Annotated in this window: 13 protein-coding genes; 9 read left to right on the top strand and 4 right to left on the bottom strand. The window is 64.3% G+C overall.

The annotated features are described in order from the left end of the window. The first annotated feature begins 81 nt into the window (after positions 1 to 81). Complete coding sequence (locus tag VLT15_02875; GenBank protein HSR44161.1) at positions 82 to 1,170, top strand: serine hydrolase domain-containing protein; 1,089 nt, start codon at positions 82 to 84, stop codon at positions 1,168 to 1,170. 39 nt (positions 1,171 to 1,209) lie between these two features. Here the strand turns inward: VLT15_02875 and VLT15_02870 are convergent, their stop codons facing one another. Both VLT15_02870 and VLT15_02865 read right to left on the bottom strand, forming a co-directional pair. Beyond that, positions 1,210 to 3,627 (bottom strand): PEP/pyruvate-binding domain-containing protein, encoded by a 2,418-nt coding sequence (locus VLT15_02870; protein ID HSR44160.1) that lies wholly within the window; start codon positions 3,625 to 3,627, stop codon positions 1,210 to 1,212. Between the two features lie 262 nt (positions 3,628 to 3,889). Continuing rightward, entirely contained in the window at positions 3,890 to 4,093 is a 204-nt protein-coding gene (locus VLT15_02865; protein HSR44159.1) for a hypothetical protein, read from the bottom strand. 50 nt (positions 4,094 to 4,143) lie between these two features. On the opposite strand from VLT15_02865, the gene VLT15_02860 reads away from it, so the two are divergent. The 4 genes from VLT15_02860 (at position 4,144) to VLT15_02845 (ending at position 8,614) form a co-directional block, all read left to right on the top strand. Continuing rightward, positions 4,144 to 4,521: a VOC family protein gene (locus tag VLT15_02860; GenBank protein HSR44158.1), complete on the top strand. Its 378-nt coding sequence runs from the start codon at positions 4,144 to 4,146 to the stop codon at positions 4,519 to 4,521. A 42-nt stretch (positions 4,522 to 4,563) separates the two neighbouring features. Further along, complete coding sequence (locus tag VLT15_02855) at positions 4,564 to 5,181, top strand: class I SAM-dependent methyltransferase (GenBank protein HSR44157.1); 618 nt, start codon at positions 4,564 to 4,566, stop codon at positions 5,179 to 5,181. A 382-nt stretch (positions 5,182 to 5,563) separates the two neighbouring features. Next, a complete protein-coding gene (locus VLT15_02850; protein ID HSR44156.1) occupies positions 5,564 to 7,393 on the top strand; it encodes a nucleoside hydrolase in 1,830 nt (609 codons plus the stop codon). Positions 7,394 to 7,687: 294 nt separating this feature from the next. Next, on the top strand, positions 7,688 to 8,614 hold the full coding sequence (locus VLT15_02845; protein HSR44155.1) for a DMT family transporter: 927 nt from the start codon (positions 7,688 to 7,690) through the stop codon (positions 8,612 to 8,614). 156 nt (positions 8,615 to 8,770) lie between these two features. Here VLT15_02845 and VLT15_02840 read toward each other — a convergent pair whose 3' ends face one another. Both VLT15_02840 and VLT15_02835 read right to left on the bottom strand, forming a co-directional pair. Beyond that, positions 8,771 to 9,154, bottom strand: a complete 384-nt coding sequence (locus tag VLT15_02840; GenBank protein ID HSR44154.1) for a cupin domain-containing protein — start codon at positions 9,152 to 9,154, stop codon at positions 8,771 to 8,773. A gap of 121 nt (positions 9,155 to 9,275) precedes the next feature. After that, positions 9,276 to 9,851, bottom strand: a complete 576-nt coding sequence (locus VLT15_02835) for a hypothetical protein (GenBank protein HSR44153.1) — start codon at positions 9,849 to 9,851, stop codon at positions 9,276 to 9,278. Positions 9,852 to 10,367: 516 nt separating this feature from the next. Between VLT15_02835 and VLT15_02830 the strand changes: the two genes are divergently transcribed. The 4 genes from VLT15_02830 to VLT15_02815 all read left to right on the top strand — a co-directional run. Next, complete coding sequence (locus tag VLT15_02830) at positions 10,368 to 10,715, top strand: hypothetical protein (protein HSR44152.1); 348 nt, start codon at positions 10,368 to 10,370, stop codon at positions 10,713 to 10,715. A 220-nt stretch (positions 10,716 to 10,935) separates the two neighbouring features. Then, the gene (locus VLT15_02825) at positions 10,936 to 11,391 is read left to right on the top strand and encodes an SRPBCC family protein (GenBank protein HSR44151.1); all 456 of its coding nucleotides are present in this window, start codon (positions 10,936 to 10,938) and stop codon (positions 11,389 to 11,391) included. A 461-nt stretch (positions 11,392 to 11,852) separates the two neighbouring features. Beyond that, complete coding sequence (locus VLT15_02820; GenBank protein HSR44150.1) at positions 11,853 to 14,765, top strand: BTAD domain-containing putative transcriptional regulator; 2,913 nt, start codon at positions 11,853 to 11,855, stop codon at positions 14,763 to 14,765. A gap of 78 nt (positions 14,766 to 14,843) precedes the next feature. Further along, a partial coding sequence (locus VLT15_02815; GenBank protein ID HSR44149.1) for a TIR domain-containing protein occupies positions 14,844 to 16,811 on the top strand: 1,968 nt, incomplete at its 3' end.

Raw genomic sequence — 16,811 nt, 5'->3', positions numbered from 1 at the left:
ACGACCACGACACTGCCCCCGGTTGCCGGGTCGACCGTCCCCCCGGTCGCCACCGAGCCGCCCGGTGAGGATGAGAGCGATGTGTTGGCGCCGGATGAGGCCGCGGTTCGTATCCAGGCGGCACTCGACGAGGCTTTGCCGGATTGGCCGGCTCCCGGATTGATGCTCTGGGTGGATACCCCGGAAGAGACCATTGTCGCGACATCCGGTTGGGCGGATCGCGAGGAACAGATTCCAATGCAACCCGATAGGCCTTTCTACACCGGGAGCATCACGAAGATGTTTGTGGCGACGGTGGTGATGCAACTGGTTGAGGAAGGATTGATCAACCTGGATGATCCGTTGTCGACTTGGTTCCCTGAGATTCTGGAGAAACCGCTGGGCGATCAGATCACCGTCGGCCATCTCCTCGCCCATAAGTCCGGGATCCGGTACTTCGGGACCGTTCCGGAGCTTCGACAGGCATTGTGGGGCGATGGCGAGCCATTCGACCCTCAACAGATCGCCGAAACGATGATTCGCGACTACTCCTTGGAACAGACGCCCGGGCGCATGTCCTATTCGAATACCAACTATCTTCTTTTGGGTCTATTGATTGAAGATGTAACCGGTCAACCGGCCGAGACTGTCATTCGCAGCCGAATCCTCGATCCGCTCGGTCTGGATCACACATATCTCGCCACATATGAGGACCCCATCGGTGACATCCTGCCCACCTACAGTGACTTCGTCGCTATGGATGGTTCCGGCGGGTTCATCAATCAGCATCCCTTGTTGGATCGTGTGGATGCCGAGTTTGCCGAACGTTATTTCCGGACTACCTGGATGACGGGCGGCATGGTTTCGACTGCGCCCGACTTGATCACCTTCGCTCGTGCACTATTCACTGGGACGCTGTTTGATGATCCCGCAACCCTCGCGACGATGCGCGTCTTTTCCGAAAGTGCTTTAGAGGCCCAATTCGGCCTGGGGATCATGCGAGTCCGGCCAGGTGGCAGAGAATTTCTGGGACATTTCGGTCACAGTTCCGGTCATGTGGCGGGTGTGATCTATTCGGTCGAAGATGATTGTGCGATTGTTGTGATGGCCAACAGCGATGCCCAATCAGGCGACGATCTGATCCGACTGGCCTATATCGGATTGACGGCCCTGGAACCTGCCTCGCCGTAGGCGCAGATCACCGCACGGCCGAATCGCCCTCTGGGTTGGTCAAATCACCTCGATGACTCCGGTGCCGCCGTCGATTGTGATGCGATCGCCGTCTTTGAAGAGGTCGGTGGCCCCGGGCACGCTCAGTACGGCGGGCAGACCGTACTCTCGGGCGAGGGTGCCGGGATGCGACAACGGACCGCCCTGTTCGGTGACGAGGCCCGAGATGACCGGGAAGATCGGCGACCAGGCGGCCATCGTCATGGTGCACACAACGATGTCTCCGGCCCTGATCCGCTCGAACTCGCCCGGCGAACGGATCACTCGCACCGTTCCGGTCGCCCGTCCGGGCGAGGCGGGCAGCCCTCTGATACCGTCACCGGCGTCCGGGTCGATCTGCGCCACGCCGATCGAGTTCGCCACCGACCAGAGGAAAGCGCCGACGAGGGGCCGGACACCGGTCGGGAATACGTCGGCCGGCGGCGGGGGGCCGGGGTCGGGTCCAAGTAGGCGGGGAGCCGGGTTGGCCAGCGCCCACCGGTGCTCCGCCTTGCGGCGTTCCAGGTCGGCTTGGACCTGCCGGGTGCGGGCGGCAGCCACGAGTTCGTCGATTTCCAGATAGAAGACGTCGTCGTGGTTATCGATAGCACCCTCGGCGAGGAGGCGGACGGCCGCTTCGAGGGCGACCAGGCGGACCAGGCCGGTGGCGGCCGCGACGTCGGATTCGGTTTCGTCCTGGTAGGGCCGGAGTCTTCGGGCTCGTTGCAGGCTGGTTGAGAAGGCATCCCAGTTCCCCGGGTCATCGATCCCTGCTCTCGCTTCCTCCTCAGCACGGGCGGCGGCAGTGAGCGGGTCGAACAGGGTCTCCTGATGCTCCAGGTGGTGACGGATGAGGTGCACGACCGGTGCCGGGTCCTCGCCCCAGGTCGGCTGTGAGAGATCCTGGCCGACGGTGCGGTGCCCGACCCGATCGAGGAAGGCGCGTACGATCTCAGCGACCGGACCCGGATCGGCCAGTAGCCGGGCGGGATCTTCAAGCAGGTGATGCCGGTTGGGGTCGGACCGGTAGGCGGCGGCCGCCGCCCTGATCGACTCGCCGTCCTCGATGCTGGTCTCTCCGTAGCCCTGCAGGAGATCGGTGACCCGCTCCGCTCTCCAGCCGAGCATCTCCTCCATTTGCATGCCAAGCGATCCAGCCGAAGCGTACGCGGCGGCTGCCATCTCGAAGTGGGCGATTCCGGCGGCCAGGACATGGTCCAGAACCGCCTCCAGGTGGTCGGCGAGCTCACCGTCGTCGATCGACCCCAGATCTACTTCGAGCAGGCGGCGGTTCTCCGCTCTGAGAGCAGTTCGACCACCTGACTCCCAATCTTCAGCCATTCTGCTCAGCAGGTCTTCCTCGACCGCCCGTCGGGCGGTGCGGAGGCGTTTGCGGAAGACCGGGGCCAGGCGCACGACCAGTTTGAGGATCGGCTGGGGCGGCAACGGCCGGTCCTTGGCGGGGTTGCCGAGCGGGATCATCCGGTCGTAGACCCGACCGAAGTAGCGGCCGTGACCGACCGTCTCGACCGGCACCCCCAGCTTCTCGAACACGTACGCCCAGCTCGCCGAGTGGCGAGGAAGCCACGTCGAATAGGACAGCGGCAACATCGGTTCGGGGTAGAAACCGTCGGAGAGCATCCAGGATTGACCTTCCGGTGGCCGTTCGGCCGGCTCGACCGGCAGGGCGGTTATCGGGCGAGACTGGAGCAGGTGCAGCCGGTCGCCGGCGTAGGCCCACTCGATGTCTTGTGGAGCACCGTAGAGGTTCTCGACTCGCCGGCAGAGGTCGGCGATCTCTCCTGCTTGGGCGTCGTCGAGGAGCGGCCCCGTGTCGAGTCGGTTTACTTCGGTTTCTTCGCCGATCGTCCAGCGTTCGGGGGTCACTTCGCCGGCCAGCAGCCGTTCTCCGGTCCCGGCGACCGCCTCGATGATGATGTGAGGCAGGCCGGTGACCGGGTCGGCCCCGAAGGCCACACCCGATGTAGTAGCGTCGATCATGCGCTGCACCAGCACGGCCATTTCGGCAGACGAGCCGGCCGCCATTGAGTCGCGGTAGGCGTCCAGGTGCCGGGCGTTTGCCGAGACCCAGCAGGCCTGCAGCGCCTCCAGACCGGCGTCGACCCCTCGAACGTTGAGTACCGACTCGTACTGGCCTGCAAACGAAGCGGAGGCCAGGTCTTCGGCTACCGCCGACGACCGGTAAGCGAGAGTCGTCGAAACACCGGTGAGTTGCTCGACCAGGGCCGCTTTCACGGCCGAGGGAACGGCTGTGCCGTCGGCGGCTGCCAGACGGTGGGCGGCGGTGGTAATCACGAAACCGTCAGGGACGGGGAAGCCCGCTCTCAGGAGGCGGGCTAGTTCGGCGGCCTTGCCTCCCACTAGATTCCGATCGGTCGCTTGGGCCAGCGGAACGATCAGGTTGATAGCGCCGGTCATGGTCATCTCCCCTCGGGCCTGGCCGGCCCATCTCCTTGCCGGCGCCTCCACGATCGCCGTTGCAGGTCCATCGTGACTGAGATTAGAGATTTTGAGCCGGGCCGGGTTCCCGGCCTTGGTGTAGTCGACCGAAGTCTTGCCGGATTTGGTCGCTGTAGCTGTTGGTTCGATACCAGAGACCTTGTGGCTGGAAGCAGCGGCGAGCCCGAGCTTCCCACGGTGACGATCGTTGCATCTGAACCGAGTGCTTCGGAGTCGGCGATCACGGTGTGCCCACCGTCAGCAGGAACCGGGGTGATGCCGAGACCAGCACTGTCTGTGTCGACCGCATGCGGTTCTCTTCCAGCTGACGCCGGAGTTGTGAGGTGACCCCCGGCCGATGCGCAACCTCGCGCCCGAACCCGTCATCGGAGATGAGGGTGGTGGTCACCGCCTGTTCGTGCCATTGGTTGGTTGAGACGGACATGGCGGTGGCCGATCGCGTACGCTTGGTATGACCGAACGAGGGAGGACTCGATGTTTGGAGATGCTTCGTTGCATGCGACGCTGCCTGCAGCCGATTTGGAGCGTGCCAAGGCTTGGTATGCGGACAAGCTGGATCTGACTCCGGTTGAGGAGGATGAGGCCAGCGGCGCCTGGTTTGAGATGGGTGGCGTGCCGTTCCTTCTCTATGCCTCCGAGTTTGCTGGTACCAACCAGGCGACGGCTGCTTCGATTGCGGTGGACGATTTCGACGCTGCGTTTGCGGGGCTTCGTGGTCGTGGTGTTGTCTTCGAGGACTTGGACATGGGTGAGTTCAAGACCGAGGACGGTGTGCTCACTCTGCCGGACGGCCGCAAGGCGGCCTGGTTCAAGGACAGCGAAGGGAACACCCTGGCGATCACGAAGATGTGAACCTCAGCAGGTGGCTGTTGCTGTGACTGAAGCCGGCGGCTGATGGCGTTCGGTATGCGGTGGCTCTACCGGGCGTGGTACCGCTGGGGAACGCCGCCCTGGGTTATTGGACCGCGTGAAGAGTTGGTCTCGCTGGTCGATGCCGGTGATGTGCCGCCGGGGTCGGCTCTCGATCTCGGGTGTGGAGTCGGGGACAACTCGGTTTTCCTGGCCGCACGCGGTTTCGAGGTCGTCGGGGTCGACTACGCCGACTCGGCTGTGGCCAGGGCTCGGTTGAATGCGGCCGGTCGAGGGGTTGCGGTCGACTTCCGGGTAGCCGACGTCACCTCCATGCCCGAGGTCGAAGGGCCGTTTGACCTGATCGTCGACTACGGGACGTTCGATGATCTGCCCGAGGAGAACCGCCCGGCCTGCTATGCGGAGATCCTCCGGGTCAGTCGACCGGGTACCCGGCTTCTGCTGTGGTGTTTCGAACATCCGCCGGGGAGGTGGGCGCCGCTGACACGACTCGTCTTCGGCGGTACAGGATCGGTGCGTCCCGGCGAGATCGAGCAGACATTCGGCCCGTCGTTTGATGTCGAGCGAATCGCGAATGGATCCACCGGAATGCGCATTCAGCCGTCCTGGGCCTGTTATCTGATGACCCGGAAGATCACTTGACATCCGAACGGCGTTGATCATCAACACAGTCACATCGGGTTTGCGTTGATCGGACGCTGAGGGATCCGCCTGCGACTCCGACATCCGCCCCGATCACATGACATCGATCACGAACGAGCAATGCCAGGCGAACGGCGGGGAGTACGAACGTCCGGAATCGCGTTCCGCGCAAGCATTACTTGAGTTCGGTGCGCTTCTAGTGCGAAGCGTCAACAAGTGGGGTCGTCGTGGCGGAGCCCCACGGCAGCGTCGCCGCAACCGGCCGAGAGGGATCACCACCCTGCAAGCGGCGCGGTCTCTACACACCTGGAAGGGGGTTTTGCTGGAGTGAGGAAAGGCGCAGAATGGAGGGTGTAGGCAGCACGAACTGATAGGCCCGGCAATGAAGGCGGGAAGGCCGGTCGTACGAGCCGGAGCATTTTCCAGCCGGTCGGGGCTCGCGGCAGCGACATTTCTGTTTCTGCTGGTCGCCTTGTTATACGGCTGTGGTGACGACGCGTCCCAATCTGTCGGCGTGTCGGCGCCGGCGACCACTCGGGCGGCTCCACCGTCCGGCATTCCCCTGGTTATTGATACCGATCTTGCCGTTGACAGTGTGATGGCCCTTCTGTACCTGCTCGGCCGTCCGGAAGTGGAGATCGCCGCCATCACGGTGAGCGGCACCGGTGAGGTCCGCTGCGGGCCGGGAGCGGAGATCGCCGCCGGTCTTGTGGCCCTTGCCGGGGTGGAAGGCGTCTCGGTGGCGTGCGGCCCCGGCGAGCCGTTGTCGGGGTTCAATGCCTTCCCGGCCGACTGGCGGTCGGCCGCCGACGAAGCCTGGGGACTGGACCTTCCGGCTGGGGAAGCTCCGTCGGAACTCTCTGCCCCGGACCTGCTGGTGTCGGTCGTCTCCTCGTCGGAGGAGCCCTTGGTGGTGTTCACCGACGGGCCCCTGACCAACGTGGCGGCCGCGCTGCGTCGGGACCCTGGGATCGCCAAGAGGATCACCATGCTCTACGTTATGGGAGGTGCCATCGACGTGTCCGGGAACACGCCGATCAACCCCGACGCCGAGTACAACATCTGGGTGGACCCGACGGCCGCAGCCGAGGTCTTCGCCTCTGGGGTCCCAATCACGCTGGTAGCGCTCGATGCGACCAATCAGGTTCCTCTGGAGGCACGGCACGTTCGGGCCCTGCAACAGCATGCCGCCGCTCCGGCTGCGGCGGCGGCGCTTACGATGCTGCAGCCCGATGCGATCGAAGGCCTTTACTTCTGGGATCAGCTGGCAGCTGCAATCCTCGTCGACGAGAGCCTCGCCGAGTTCGAGACGATGACTCTCACGGTGACAACCGACGGCGACCCTAGTGTGGTCGGTGTCACCCGGAGGGCGGCCCAGGGCAGCGAGGTTCGGGTGGCCGTGGCCGTCGACGCGACGCGTTTTGAGCACGAGTTCCTCTCCAGCCTCGCCGGGAAGGACGTGGGGCCGGTCGCAGTGTTGTCGAAGCGCCCGGCGGTGACGGTGGAGGACTTGCTGGCGTCCTTGATCGCCGCGGCCGACGGCGGGGATTCCGACGCATGGGCATCACTCTCTACGGAGGGGGCGGTGATCTCGACCTACCAGGTCATTGAAGGGGAGGGACGGCTGATAGGTTCCTCCCCGATGGCCGAGTGGAACCCTGAGGCCGATCCCATGCACGGGATCGACGCCCCTGGGGAACCTCTCGTGATCGGAGATGCCGCAGCTACTTCGGTGCGGTACTCGCCGCCGGATGAATCGATGGGAGACGCCGAAGGCTTCCTCGTTATCGTCGGCAACCGTGCCAAAGATGGGCTTCTCGTCGAGGGAGGCGCCAGGCTCTTCGGCATCAATGAACCGCCGACCGATGCGCTCGCGGCTCAGCAACTGATGGAGGCCTATGTCGCGGCGTGGAACGACGACGACGTTGAAGGTGTCCTCGCAACCATGGCGCACGACGGCGTGCTCTGGGGCAACGTTCTCTACCCGGAGACGATGGACTCGGTGCCAGCGCTGCGGGAGATGCTCGCCGGGGCGTTCTGGCTTCAGTTGGAGACGACCGGACCTCTCATGACGTCTGGATCTTTCGCCGCGGTGCCCCTGCGCTTCGTCGACGAGACCTCCGGGGGAAGCCTCGGCGTTATCGCCGTCTTCTGGATCCGTGATGGAAGGATCGCCCTGATGGTCATAGCCGAGGGCGAACTGCAAGGGTGAGTCAAGAGGGTGGTAGCGCCCGCGTTCAGAGGTGAACCCTCTTCAGCGCCGATCACCAGATCGGACACACGAACGAGCACTAGACCGATTTGGGCGAGGGACGGGGTCGACGCTGGTGCGGGACTGGTTATGCTGAGGTAGTCGACTGAAGGGTGGCTAGGGTTCCGCCCGCCTTCCGGCGGGGTACGGTCCGAGCGCCACAGAAGACCCTGACGCAGGGTTCGCACCTCACTGGACAAAAGCCTCGAGGGGATAGGTCGGCACGTTTGACCGTGCCGATTGAGAGGACCGCCTTTGTCCGGCAAACATCCATCCCATTTGGGGGCCATCGGGGTCGCCCTGTTTGTCACAGTCTTGTGGAGTTCGTCGTGGATTCTCATCCGATGGGGCCTCGATGGTGAAGCGCTGGAACCGATCACTTTCGCTGCCCTCCGCTACGGGTTGGCAGCGGTGGTGGTTGTCGTCTGGATGGTTATCCGGGAACGGCCCAGGACGATGCTGGCAGCGATGAGCCGACCCGCCGTCCTTCGGGTCGTTGCGCTCGGTGTTGTGATGTATGCCTTGACTCAAGGCGCCCAGTTTGTTGCCATCGACAGTCAGCCTGCTGCCACGACGAGTCTCGTGTTGTCGCTCACGCCCCTCATGGTTGCAGGCTTCGCGGCGATTTCGCTTGGTGAAGTCCCGGCGAGCCGCCAAGTTGCCGGTGCCGTTCTCGTTGCGGTCGGCGCCTGGTCCTACTTCTCCGGCGACCTGGGCGCAACGGCGGTGGGGATGGCTGCTGCGGTCGTTGGACTGCTGGCCGGTGTGGCGGCTTCTCTATTGGGTCGCCAGATCAACCGAGAGGGTCGACTCTCTCCGCTGGTTGTTACGGCATTGAGCATGAGTGTTGGGGCCGTCATCCTGATCCTGGTGGGACTATCCATCGAGGGGATACCGTCCGTTTCGCTTCGGGCATGGGCGATCATCGTCTGGCTCGCAGTAGTCAACACTGCAGTCGCCTTCACCTTGTGGAATCTCTCACTCCGAAGCCTGTCGGCCGTCGAATCCGCCGGGATCAACAACACGATGATGATTCAAATCGCCGTCCTCGCCTGGGTCTTCTTGGACGAGTCTTTCGGCGTTCCCGAGATGCTCGGCATCGCCCTGGTATCGACAGGTGTCTTCCTTACCCAGGTGATCACCACGCAGCCCAAGGCGGCAGCCGGCCCACGCAGCCCATGACGACACTCATGGGGTCGACGTCGGCGGCACGATCTGTGGGTAGGTTGCGTACTGCTCTTCGCAGGGGAGACGAGACGGGAGGCCCGAGAGTCCTGGTGGCTCGCCGGAAATCCGAGCACCGGTGGAAGCCGCCCGGCTGCTCGAAGCGGGCGGCGATCAGATTGTAGGTTGCCAGGGTCCTTCGACAAGCGTGGCCTCTTCATCGCCGGGCCATGGGGGCATGGACACACAGACGAAATCGAGATACTCGACACCGGTGTTGCGGTACTGGAATGCAGTACCGACGGGGATATCGATCGAGGTGCCTGGCAACAGCGCCACGGTTCGGGATTCCTGGTCGTCCCGGCGCCAGATCTCGCCCCGTCCAGAGAGCACATGCCAGAACTCGCTGACCGTGGCATGAACCGTGGCTCGGTTGATCTGCCCGGGCGGTACGGTGCTACGGATCATGTTCCCGGTGGGGCCATCCATGACGAACCGGATTGCAGCTCCTGCAGGGGAGAACGCGTCGGGTTGGTCTGGTAGGACGGTTTCCTTCATCGAGTCATTGTGTCACGAACTCCCGTGGAATGGACCGTTCACATTTACGTGCGGCACTCACGGAGGCATCGCAGAGGCGGGCTGCGGAATACCCTCACTCCGCAGGGGCCTTGTGCACAGCTCAGTTCCTGGATTCTTGAGCCGAGGTTGCTGCGCAAAAGTTCGGGGAGTCATTCAGAGGCTCCGATCCGGCGAGTAAGCGGAAGGCACGACTGAGATCGGTACAGTTCTTGCCGGCCGTCCAGATGCTTCGATCTTCCTGGACGGAGTCCTGCAGGCCCCAGGCGACGACTTCGGCGGCCCGCTCGACCCCGCGCCGCCAGAAGGGGTCGCCAACGCGCATCCAATCTTCGAGGTCTTGGTCGGAGAGGAACGCGGAGATTTCGGCCTCGGTCAGGGCGTACGAAATCCAGGCGTGGGCCAGCTCGTGGAGGAGGGTCTGACGGGTCGGGTTCGAGTGGCCGCCTCGATTGCAGACGATCGCTGCTGCACCGGAATCGAGGTACAGTCCGGCCGCTCCTTTGCAGGCGTCGTCATCGAAGAAGAACACCGTCACGCTCGGCAAGGCGAGACCTGCAGCTTCGAAGCGGCGGACTGCCCACTCCACCAACGTGCCCGCGCCCGATCCGGTCCCGTCCGGCTTCGGTGCTACGTCACCGCCCGGGGCCCTCACTCCGTCTCCAGGTGCTACTCCCATCAGGCGATACCAGGTCGAGGCCTGGACCCGTGCACAGGTCGCTCTTCCGGGACCCCGCAACGAGGAGGCGTTGACGCCTACCGCCCGTACACAGCTATGCGGTGCAGCCGGGACAGGCCAGATCGGTTCATCACCTGCGGGACTGATCCAATCTCGGCGGACCATACCTACGGGACCGGAATCAGGGCCAGAGACACTGTCGTGGGGGGAGGCTGGGGCTCTCGCCGTCATGCTCAAAGGCGACGAGTGGGTGGCAGCGGTTGTGGGTGTCGCATATTCGCCCCCGGTGTGGGCACTCACCAGCAGGCACAAACCCACGGAAAGAGCGATACGACGCATCGGCGTCTCCAACCTATTGTCTCAGAAGCGCTTTGCCTCGGGAAGAAGAATCATCGGCTCTGCTGGGAACCTGTCTGGAGTCTGGTTTGTCCCCGAGGCTGAGTCCAGGGTGATTCCCCGATGCAGCGGCCCCCGAGTTGGGGGACGATGAGATCGAGTCACCGGGAGGTGGTCATGATGATCTATCGGAGAGATATGACCAGGAAAGGCTGGCATCGTTCTTGGCCGCTGCGTGTCGCGCTCATGGTTGTGGGACTGGCCCTGTTCGTGGCCGGGGGAGTCGGGTGGAGTCTTGAGCAAGAGTACGGCGGTGACCCGGACCGCTCTGAGTATGTGATCGGTGACGAAGGTGACCGGGTGGTGGTGTACGGCGAGCGAGGTGCAGTGGTGTATGAGGCCACCGACATTCCCGCCGCCGAGGCATACGTCGATAGCCGGCGAGGTGCCCGCAACTTCACGGTTCCGTCCCTGCTCTTCGTCGGTGCCGTACTTCTCACCATTCTCGGTGTGGCACCTCACCGTTGAAACGGAAGGCATCGCTCGAGCTGCGCCGGACCGCCTTCGAACGCGTGAGGGCGGAATCGGGGCCTATTCACCGTCAGTTGCTGGGCGTACGATGACGCGGAAGGAGGCGAAGGAGGAGAGGCAATGCGTGTATCGCGAGGAGGACCAGGGGGTGGTCGGTGCAGAGAGCCGTGAGTAGAGAAGTCAGTGTCCATCGATTGATTTAAGGGAGGTGAGTCCAATGGCGAAGCTCTCGCGAAGCATCGATATCGAAGCTCCGGTGGAGAAGGTGTTCGACTTCGCCACAGATATCGGAAGGTTCTGGACCTCGTGGCCTGAAGAGGTCGCGGTGAGGGACGTCGAGCTGAAGCCCGACGGAGTCGGCACCTCTGCCCGGTTGTTCACACACTTCTTCGCTATCCATATGGAAGGGACGATGGAATACACCGAGTTCGTCCCCAATGAGCGCATCGTTGCCAAGACCCACTTCTTCGGGGAGAGCCCCACGTGGGTGTTTACCTTCGAGCCCGCCGATGGCGGCACGAAGATGACTGCCGAGGGCGAGTGGCACGTGAAGTTCCCCGCCGTTGGCAAGCGCCTGGAAGGGATGATGGTCAAGGGGCACGAGGAGGGACTCGAAAGCCTGCTGGCTACCGTGAAGTCCCGGGTGGAGGCCGAGTTCAGCGCGGCTGCATGACGGAACGGTGGCGGTCGCGACCACGCGAACTGCCAGTGGGTGTGCGCCGGGAATCGGTTGAGTCGATGCCAGCAACCGTCGGTGACGCAAGACCATGCTGTTGTCCGCTCAGCAAACATCCCCGGGGATAGTGAACGGGTATCGGCAATGAGGGCGGCGCCGACACACTTCGATCGTCCGACCGGCCAACGACTCCGACTGATCGGCGAACTCTCCGAACGGGACTTGGAGCTACTGATCGACCTGGCCCAAAGGTGGAAGGCCGGGTAGGCGATTCGACAGAGAAGCGTGACCACAGCCACTCGCCGGCGGGTTAGGTAGATATCTGAATCGCCGACCGGCCTACCGTCCGGCAAGTAATCGACTCCCCTAAAGAGACCGAGCATGAAGCTGCCATCGTCAAGATGGGTCCTTCATGGTTCGTGAGTGGGTTGTGAGATCACGGGCCCATCCTCAAGTCCATGACGCGATCGGGTTTCCTCAGCGGAGCGTGGCCGGGATTCGATAGGGTGGTGTCCGTCGTGGATATCCGCATGCTTGGTCAACTCGAGGTGATCGACGGCGCGGGCGGCACAGTGAAACTTCCGGGGGCCCGGCCGCGCGGTCTGCTCGCACTGCTGGCATTGCGCGCCCCTGCGCTGGTCCCCACCGACACCATCATCGAGGCGCTGTGGGGCGATTCCGCCGTTGCCAAGCCAGAAGCGGCGCTGCACATGACGGTCAACCGTTTGCGAGGAGCCGTCGGCGACGACACGGTTGTGACCGAGCCGGGCGGCTACCGGCTCGACATTCCTGCTCACAACTCCGACGTGAGCAGGTTTCACTCGCTCATGCAGCGAGGCAGGCAGTTGATGACGCTCGGACATCCACGTATGGCCTGCGAGACCCTCAGGCACGGTCTGGCTCAGTGGCGTGGCCCGGCGCTCGCCGACCTCCGCGAGTTCGACTTCGTCGAGCAGGCCGCTCGCCGGTTGGAGGATGAGCGGCTGCTGGCCGTCGAGGAGCTGATGGACGCAATGCTGGCGGCAGGCGAGCACGACCTGGTGATCGGCGAACTTTTCGGCCTCGTGCAGGAGTTTCCGTTCCGGGAGCGTATGTGGCAGCTGCTGATGCTTGCCCTCTATCGCGCCGGAAGGCAGGCGGAGGCTCTTGCCGCCTTCAAGACACTGCGCACGACGCTCGGCGAGGAACTGGGTGTGGAACCGGCTCCCGAGCTGGCCGACCTGGAGGAGCGGATCCTGCTGCACGATCCGGCGCTCAGTGAGTTCGAACCTGCCGCCGAGGACCTCACCGAGCCGATCGAGTACGTGAGCTTCTCACCCGGCGCCGTCATCGTTGAGGAAGGCGCCGCCGCCGAATCGGTCTTCTGGATCGAGGACGGCCGGGTTGAGGTTGTGAAGACCGATGAGTCCGGCGCGGGCAGGAAGTTGACCGAGCTTGGTGCCGGGCGCTATTTCGGTGAGCTGGCGGTGACGCTCGGGACGTGCCGCACGGCGACCGTCCGCGCCGTGGAGCCGACGACGGTGACCGTCCACGACCTGCGCAGCTTCCGGTCACGGCTCGGTCTTGAACGCGTGAAGGGGCGCCCGCAGGGCGACGCTGCGGAGTTGTGGGATCTGATCCGGCGAGGCCAGTACCTCGAGGCGTACGACCGGGCCGCCGGAATGATCGAGGTCGGGGCCACCGATCCCGAGATCCGCTACCTGGGGGTGCTGTCGCTGGCCCGCTCGGGTGCCACTTCGCAGGCTCGCAAGCGCTACGACCAGTACGGGCTGGGAACGATCGATCCGTCGACGCTGACGCGGAAGCTCGCCGGCGATATTGCCGTGCTGGCGGCGCGGCTCGACAAGGATGAGGCGCTGGCCCGCACCGACGTGCAGGACCGGCAACGGTGGGCGGCACGGTCGGCGCGCGGGTACGAAGCCGTGTACGAGGGGACAGGCTCGCCCTATCACGGGGTGAACGCCGCCACGATGTGGCTGCTGGCCGGCCAATCGGAACGTGCCTGCGATCTGGCGAACCGCGCGCTGGAGGCCGCCCCGGATCAGGGGAACGACTACTGGGATGCCGCCACCGAAGCCGAGGCGGCGCTGATCACGGGGGACCTGGCACGTGCCGGGGCGGCTCTCGAACGGGCCGCAGCTGCCGGAGCGGACCAGTATGCGGCACGGGCGACCACGGTGAAACAGTTGAAACTGGTGTGCCGGCTGGAAGGCATCGATCTCGATGTGCTCGATCCGATCCGCAACCCGTCGGTCGTGCACTATTGCGGGCACCGCATCCTGCCTGCGGGACAGATGGGTCGCTTCCCGGCGGAGGAGGAGTCGCACGTTCGTGACGAACTCGACCGCACCTTCGAGCGACTCGACGCCAAATACGGATTCGGATCGTTGGCGGCCGGTGCCGACATCCTGGCGGCCGAGGCGCTCCTCGATCGTGGCGCCGAACTTCATGTGGTGCTGCCGTTCAACAAGGACGAGTTCGTCCGGACGTCGGTCGTCCAGGCGGGCAACGCCTGGGTCGATCGGTTCGAGAAGTGTCTGGCTCGAGCAGACTCGGTCGAGATCGCCTCGACGGGTGAGTACCTCGATGATCCGGTCATGTTCGATTTCTGCGCCAGAATCGCCATGGGGGACGCGCTGCTGCGGGCCCGGTACCTAGAGGCCGAGCCGCACCAAGTTGCGGTGTGGGATGGCACGCCGTCGGGCGGGGTGGCCGGAACGGCCATCGATGTTCGTAACTGGAGCGCCACCGGGGCCCAGTCGACGGTCATCACGGTGACGCCGGGCGCCGCGTCGGCGGGGTCGCCTGAGTTGGAGCACCCCCGGTCGATCCGGTCGGTGATCTTCGCCGACTTCGCCGGGTTCTCGAAGCTGACCGACGCCCAGCGGTTGCGCTTCCAGGAGATGGTTATGCACCGTCTGGCTGCGCGCATCGAACCGTACCGTCCGCAGATTCTGTCGGGCAATACCTGGGGTGATGCGATCCACCTGGTGTTCGGCGACGTGGCCGGCGCGGCCGAGTGTGCGCTCGATTTGGTGGCGGCGGTCGGCGAGATCGACCTGGTGGAAGCGGGACTCCCCCAATTGCGCGGGCTACGGATCGCCGCCCACGCTGCCCCTGTGTTTCAGGGATGGGATCCGATTTCGGGCACGCATCTCTTCTACGGCGCCGGCCTGACCCAGGCTGCCCGGATTGAACCTCGCACGCCGGAAGGTGAGATCTATACGACCCATGCGTTTGCGGCGCTGGCGATGCTGTCCGCCTCGAACAGCTTCGAATGCCAGTACGTAGGGACACTGCCGACGGCCAAGCAGTTCGGCGACATGCCTCTCTATACCCTCCGCCGGAAAGTGTCGGTCGGAAGCCGTTAGCGGTTTGTTAGGCAGGAAATCCATGATCTCGGCGTGCTGATCGAACCGATTTGGTTATGTTTGCCGGGCGAGGAGAACATGGACACAGCTGAGGGGACCGGCCCGTCCATCGCTAGGTCGTACGACGGGTTCATTTCGTACAGCCACGCGGCCGATGATCTGTTGGCGCCGAGGCTGCAGTTGGGCCTGCAAAGGTTCGCCAAACCCTGGTGGAAACGGCGAGCGCTCCGCATCTTCCGGGACGAGTCGTCGCTGTCGGCGAACCCGCACTTGTGGTCGTCGATCACCGAAGCGCTCGACACCTCCGGCTGGTTCGTACTGCTCCTGTCGCCCGACGCTGCTCAGTCGGAGTGGGTGAACCAGGAGATCGCCTACTGGGTCGAGAACCGGGATCCAGGGAAGATCCTCCCGGTCGTCACCGACGGCACCTTCGGCTGGGCCGACGATGTCATGACCGGAACTGCGGTCCCACAAGCGCTCCAGGGCGTGTTCACCGAGGAGCCCCGCTGGGTGGACGTCCGTTGGGCGAAAGACGAGGACCAACTCGACCTCCAGGACCCTCGCTTCGCCGACGCGGTGGCCGACGTCGCATCCACGATTCGTGGTATCCCCAAGGACGACCTCGCATCGGAGGAAGTCCGCCAGCACCGCCGCACCGTCCGCACCGCCTGGGGTGCAGGTGCCGTGGTCACCGTGCTGGCCGTCGTTGCTGCGTGGGCGGGCTTCGTAGCATCCCAGAATGCCGAAGAAGCACAAGCCAACGCCGCAGAAGCCGAACGACAGGCTGAGGCGGCCGATCTCAACGCAGCGGAGGCCGATCGGCAACGGAAGCTGGCGGAGGAGAACGCTGCAACGGCTCAATCGAACGCCAATCGCGCCGACGCGGAATCCCGGGCGGCACAAGAAGCTGAGGCTCTCGCCAAGGCTCGCGAATTGGCTGCCGCGGCCCTCGTCAATCTCGAGACGCAGCCCGAACTGGCCACTCTCCTCGCGCTATTGGCGCTGGATGAGGCGCCCGACTCGGACGCCCCTCCGGTGGAGTTGGTGAACGCTATCTGGCAGGTCGGCAGCGCCGACCGGCTCATCGACGAGATCACGACGGGATTCGGCGGGGAGATAGGCCTGTCGCCCGAGGGGACACGTCTCGCCGCCACCGTTGCGCCACAGACACTCCGCATGTACGACGCGCACTCGCGCGAAGTCCTGTGGGAGTACTCGGAGGCAACGGTCGACAGCTTCGTGTACCCGGTGGTCGGCCCGACCGGAAGTACCGCATTGGGGGTCTTCGACTCTGAGCTCGAATGGCACGACTTCGTCGCCGAACCGGACGAACTGCCCAGCCGGATTGTGATTCTCTCGGCCGACGGATCGGTGGAAGCGACGCTCGAGTACCAGGACTGCCCCGGTACAGGGAATACCGACTGGTCGGCGGACGGTCGCTTCCTGGCGGTCGGGAACGTGGACGTGTGTCTCCGGGATGGGCAGACATGGATCGACGTCTACGAAACGGAGACCTGGACTCGCGTTGCGGCGATCTCTACAGGCGCAGATCCGTGGAGTCCTCCGAGTCCCCGGTTCGACGCCAACGGGCGTCTCTACGCCTTGATCTCTTGGGGCTACAACGAGATTTACGAGGCGGAGACGTTCGAGCTCGTGGCCGTCACCGATGCATCGGGGGTCGGAGACGTCTCTCCGGATGGTTCGAGGATGTACGGCTTCTACGCGCGGCACGGCTACGTGGGCGAAGGAGGAACGCCATTCAGCGTCAATGCCTACGACTCGGAGACGGGTGCAATGACTGACATCGTCTATACCGGGATCAGATATCCGGACCCACCGTTCGGAGTGACTGCCACCGATGATGGGCGGTACGTCATAGTCGGGGCGGGCGGCTACTCCTATTTGTACGACCCGCTCACCGGCGAGGAGAAGATGCGGATTCCTTCTCGGCCTCGAGGCGCTGCCGGTTATGACGCTGAACGGGAACTCCTCTACACCGCGTCCGATGAGGGGATCCGCATCTGGGATCTCGGTGCCGCCAAGGCG

It is taken from the genome of Acidimicrobiia bacterium (assembly GCA_035471805.1).
In the GTDB taxonomy this organism is placed as follows: domain Bacteria; phylum Actinomycetota; class Acidimicrobiia; order Spongiisociales; family JAHEDJ01; genus JAHEDJ01.
Note: the sequence above shows the minus strand (reverse complement) of the source record. Positions and strands in the feature narration are given on the sequence as shown.

What these genes read in the sequence shown, in the direction of transcription:
- VLT15_02840 (HSR44154.1), bottom strand. Translation starts at nt 9,154, where the DNA reads ATGAAGGAAACCGTCCTACCAGACCAACCCGACGCGTTCTCCCCTGCA.
- VLT15_02825 (HSR44151.1), top strand. Translation starts at nt 10,936, where the DNA reads ATGGCGAAGCTCTCGCGAAGCATCGATATCGAAGCTCCGGTGGAGAAG.
- VLT15_02820 (HSR44150.1), top strand. Translation starts at nt 11,853, where the DNA reads ATGACGCGATCGGGTTTCCTCAGCGGAGCGTGGCCGGGATTCGATAGG.
- VLT15_02830 (HSR44152.1), top strand. Translation starts at nt 10,368, where the DNA reads ATGATCTATCGGAGAGATATGACCAGGAAAGGCTGGCATCGTTCTTGG.
- VLT15_02850 (HSR44156.1), top strand. Translation starts at nt 5,564, where the DNA reads ATGAAGGCGGGAAGGCCGGTCGTACGAGCCGGAGCATTTTCCAGCCGG.
- VLT15_02865 (HSR44159.1), bottom strand. Translation starts at nt 4,093, where the DNA reads ATGTCCGTCTCAACCAACCAATGGCACGAACAGGCGGTGACCACCACC.
- VLT15_02870 (HSR44160.1), bottom strand. Translation starts at nt 3,627, where the DNA reads ATGACCGGCGCTATCAACCTGATCGTTCCGCTGGCCCAAGCGACCGAT.
- VLT15_02860 (HSR44158.1), top strand. Translation starts at nt 4,144, where the DNA reads ATGTTTGGAGATGCTTCGTTGCATGCGACGCTGCCTGCAGCCGATTTG.
- VLT15_02835 (HSR44153.1), bottom strand. Translation starts at nt 9,851, where the DNA reads ATGGGAGTAGCACCTGGAGACGGAGTGAGGGCCCCGGGCGGTGACGTA.
- VLT15_02855 (HSR44157.1), top strand. Translation starts at nt 4,564, where the DNA reads ATGGCGTTCGGTATGCGGTGGCTCTACCGGGCGTGGTACCGCTGGGGA.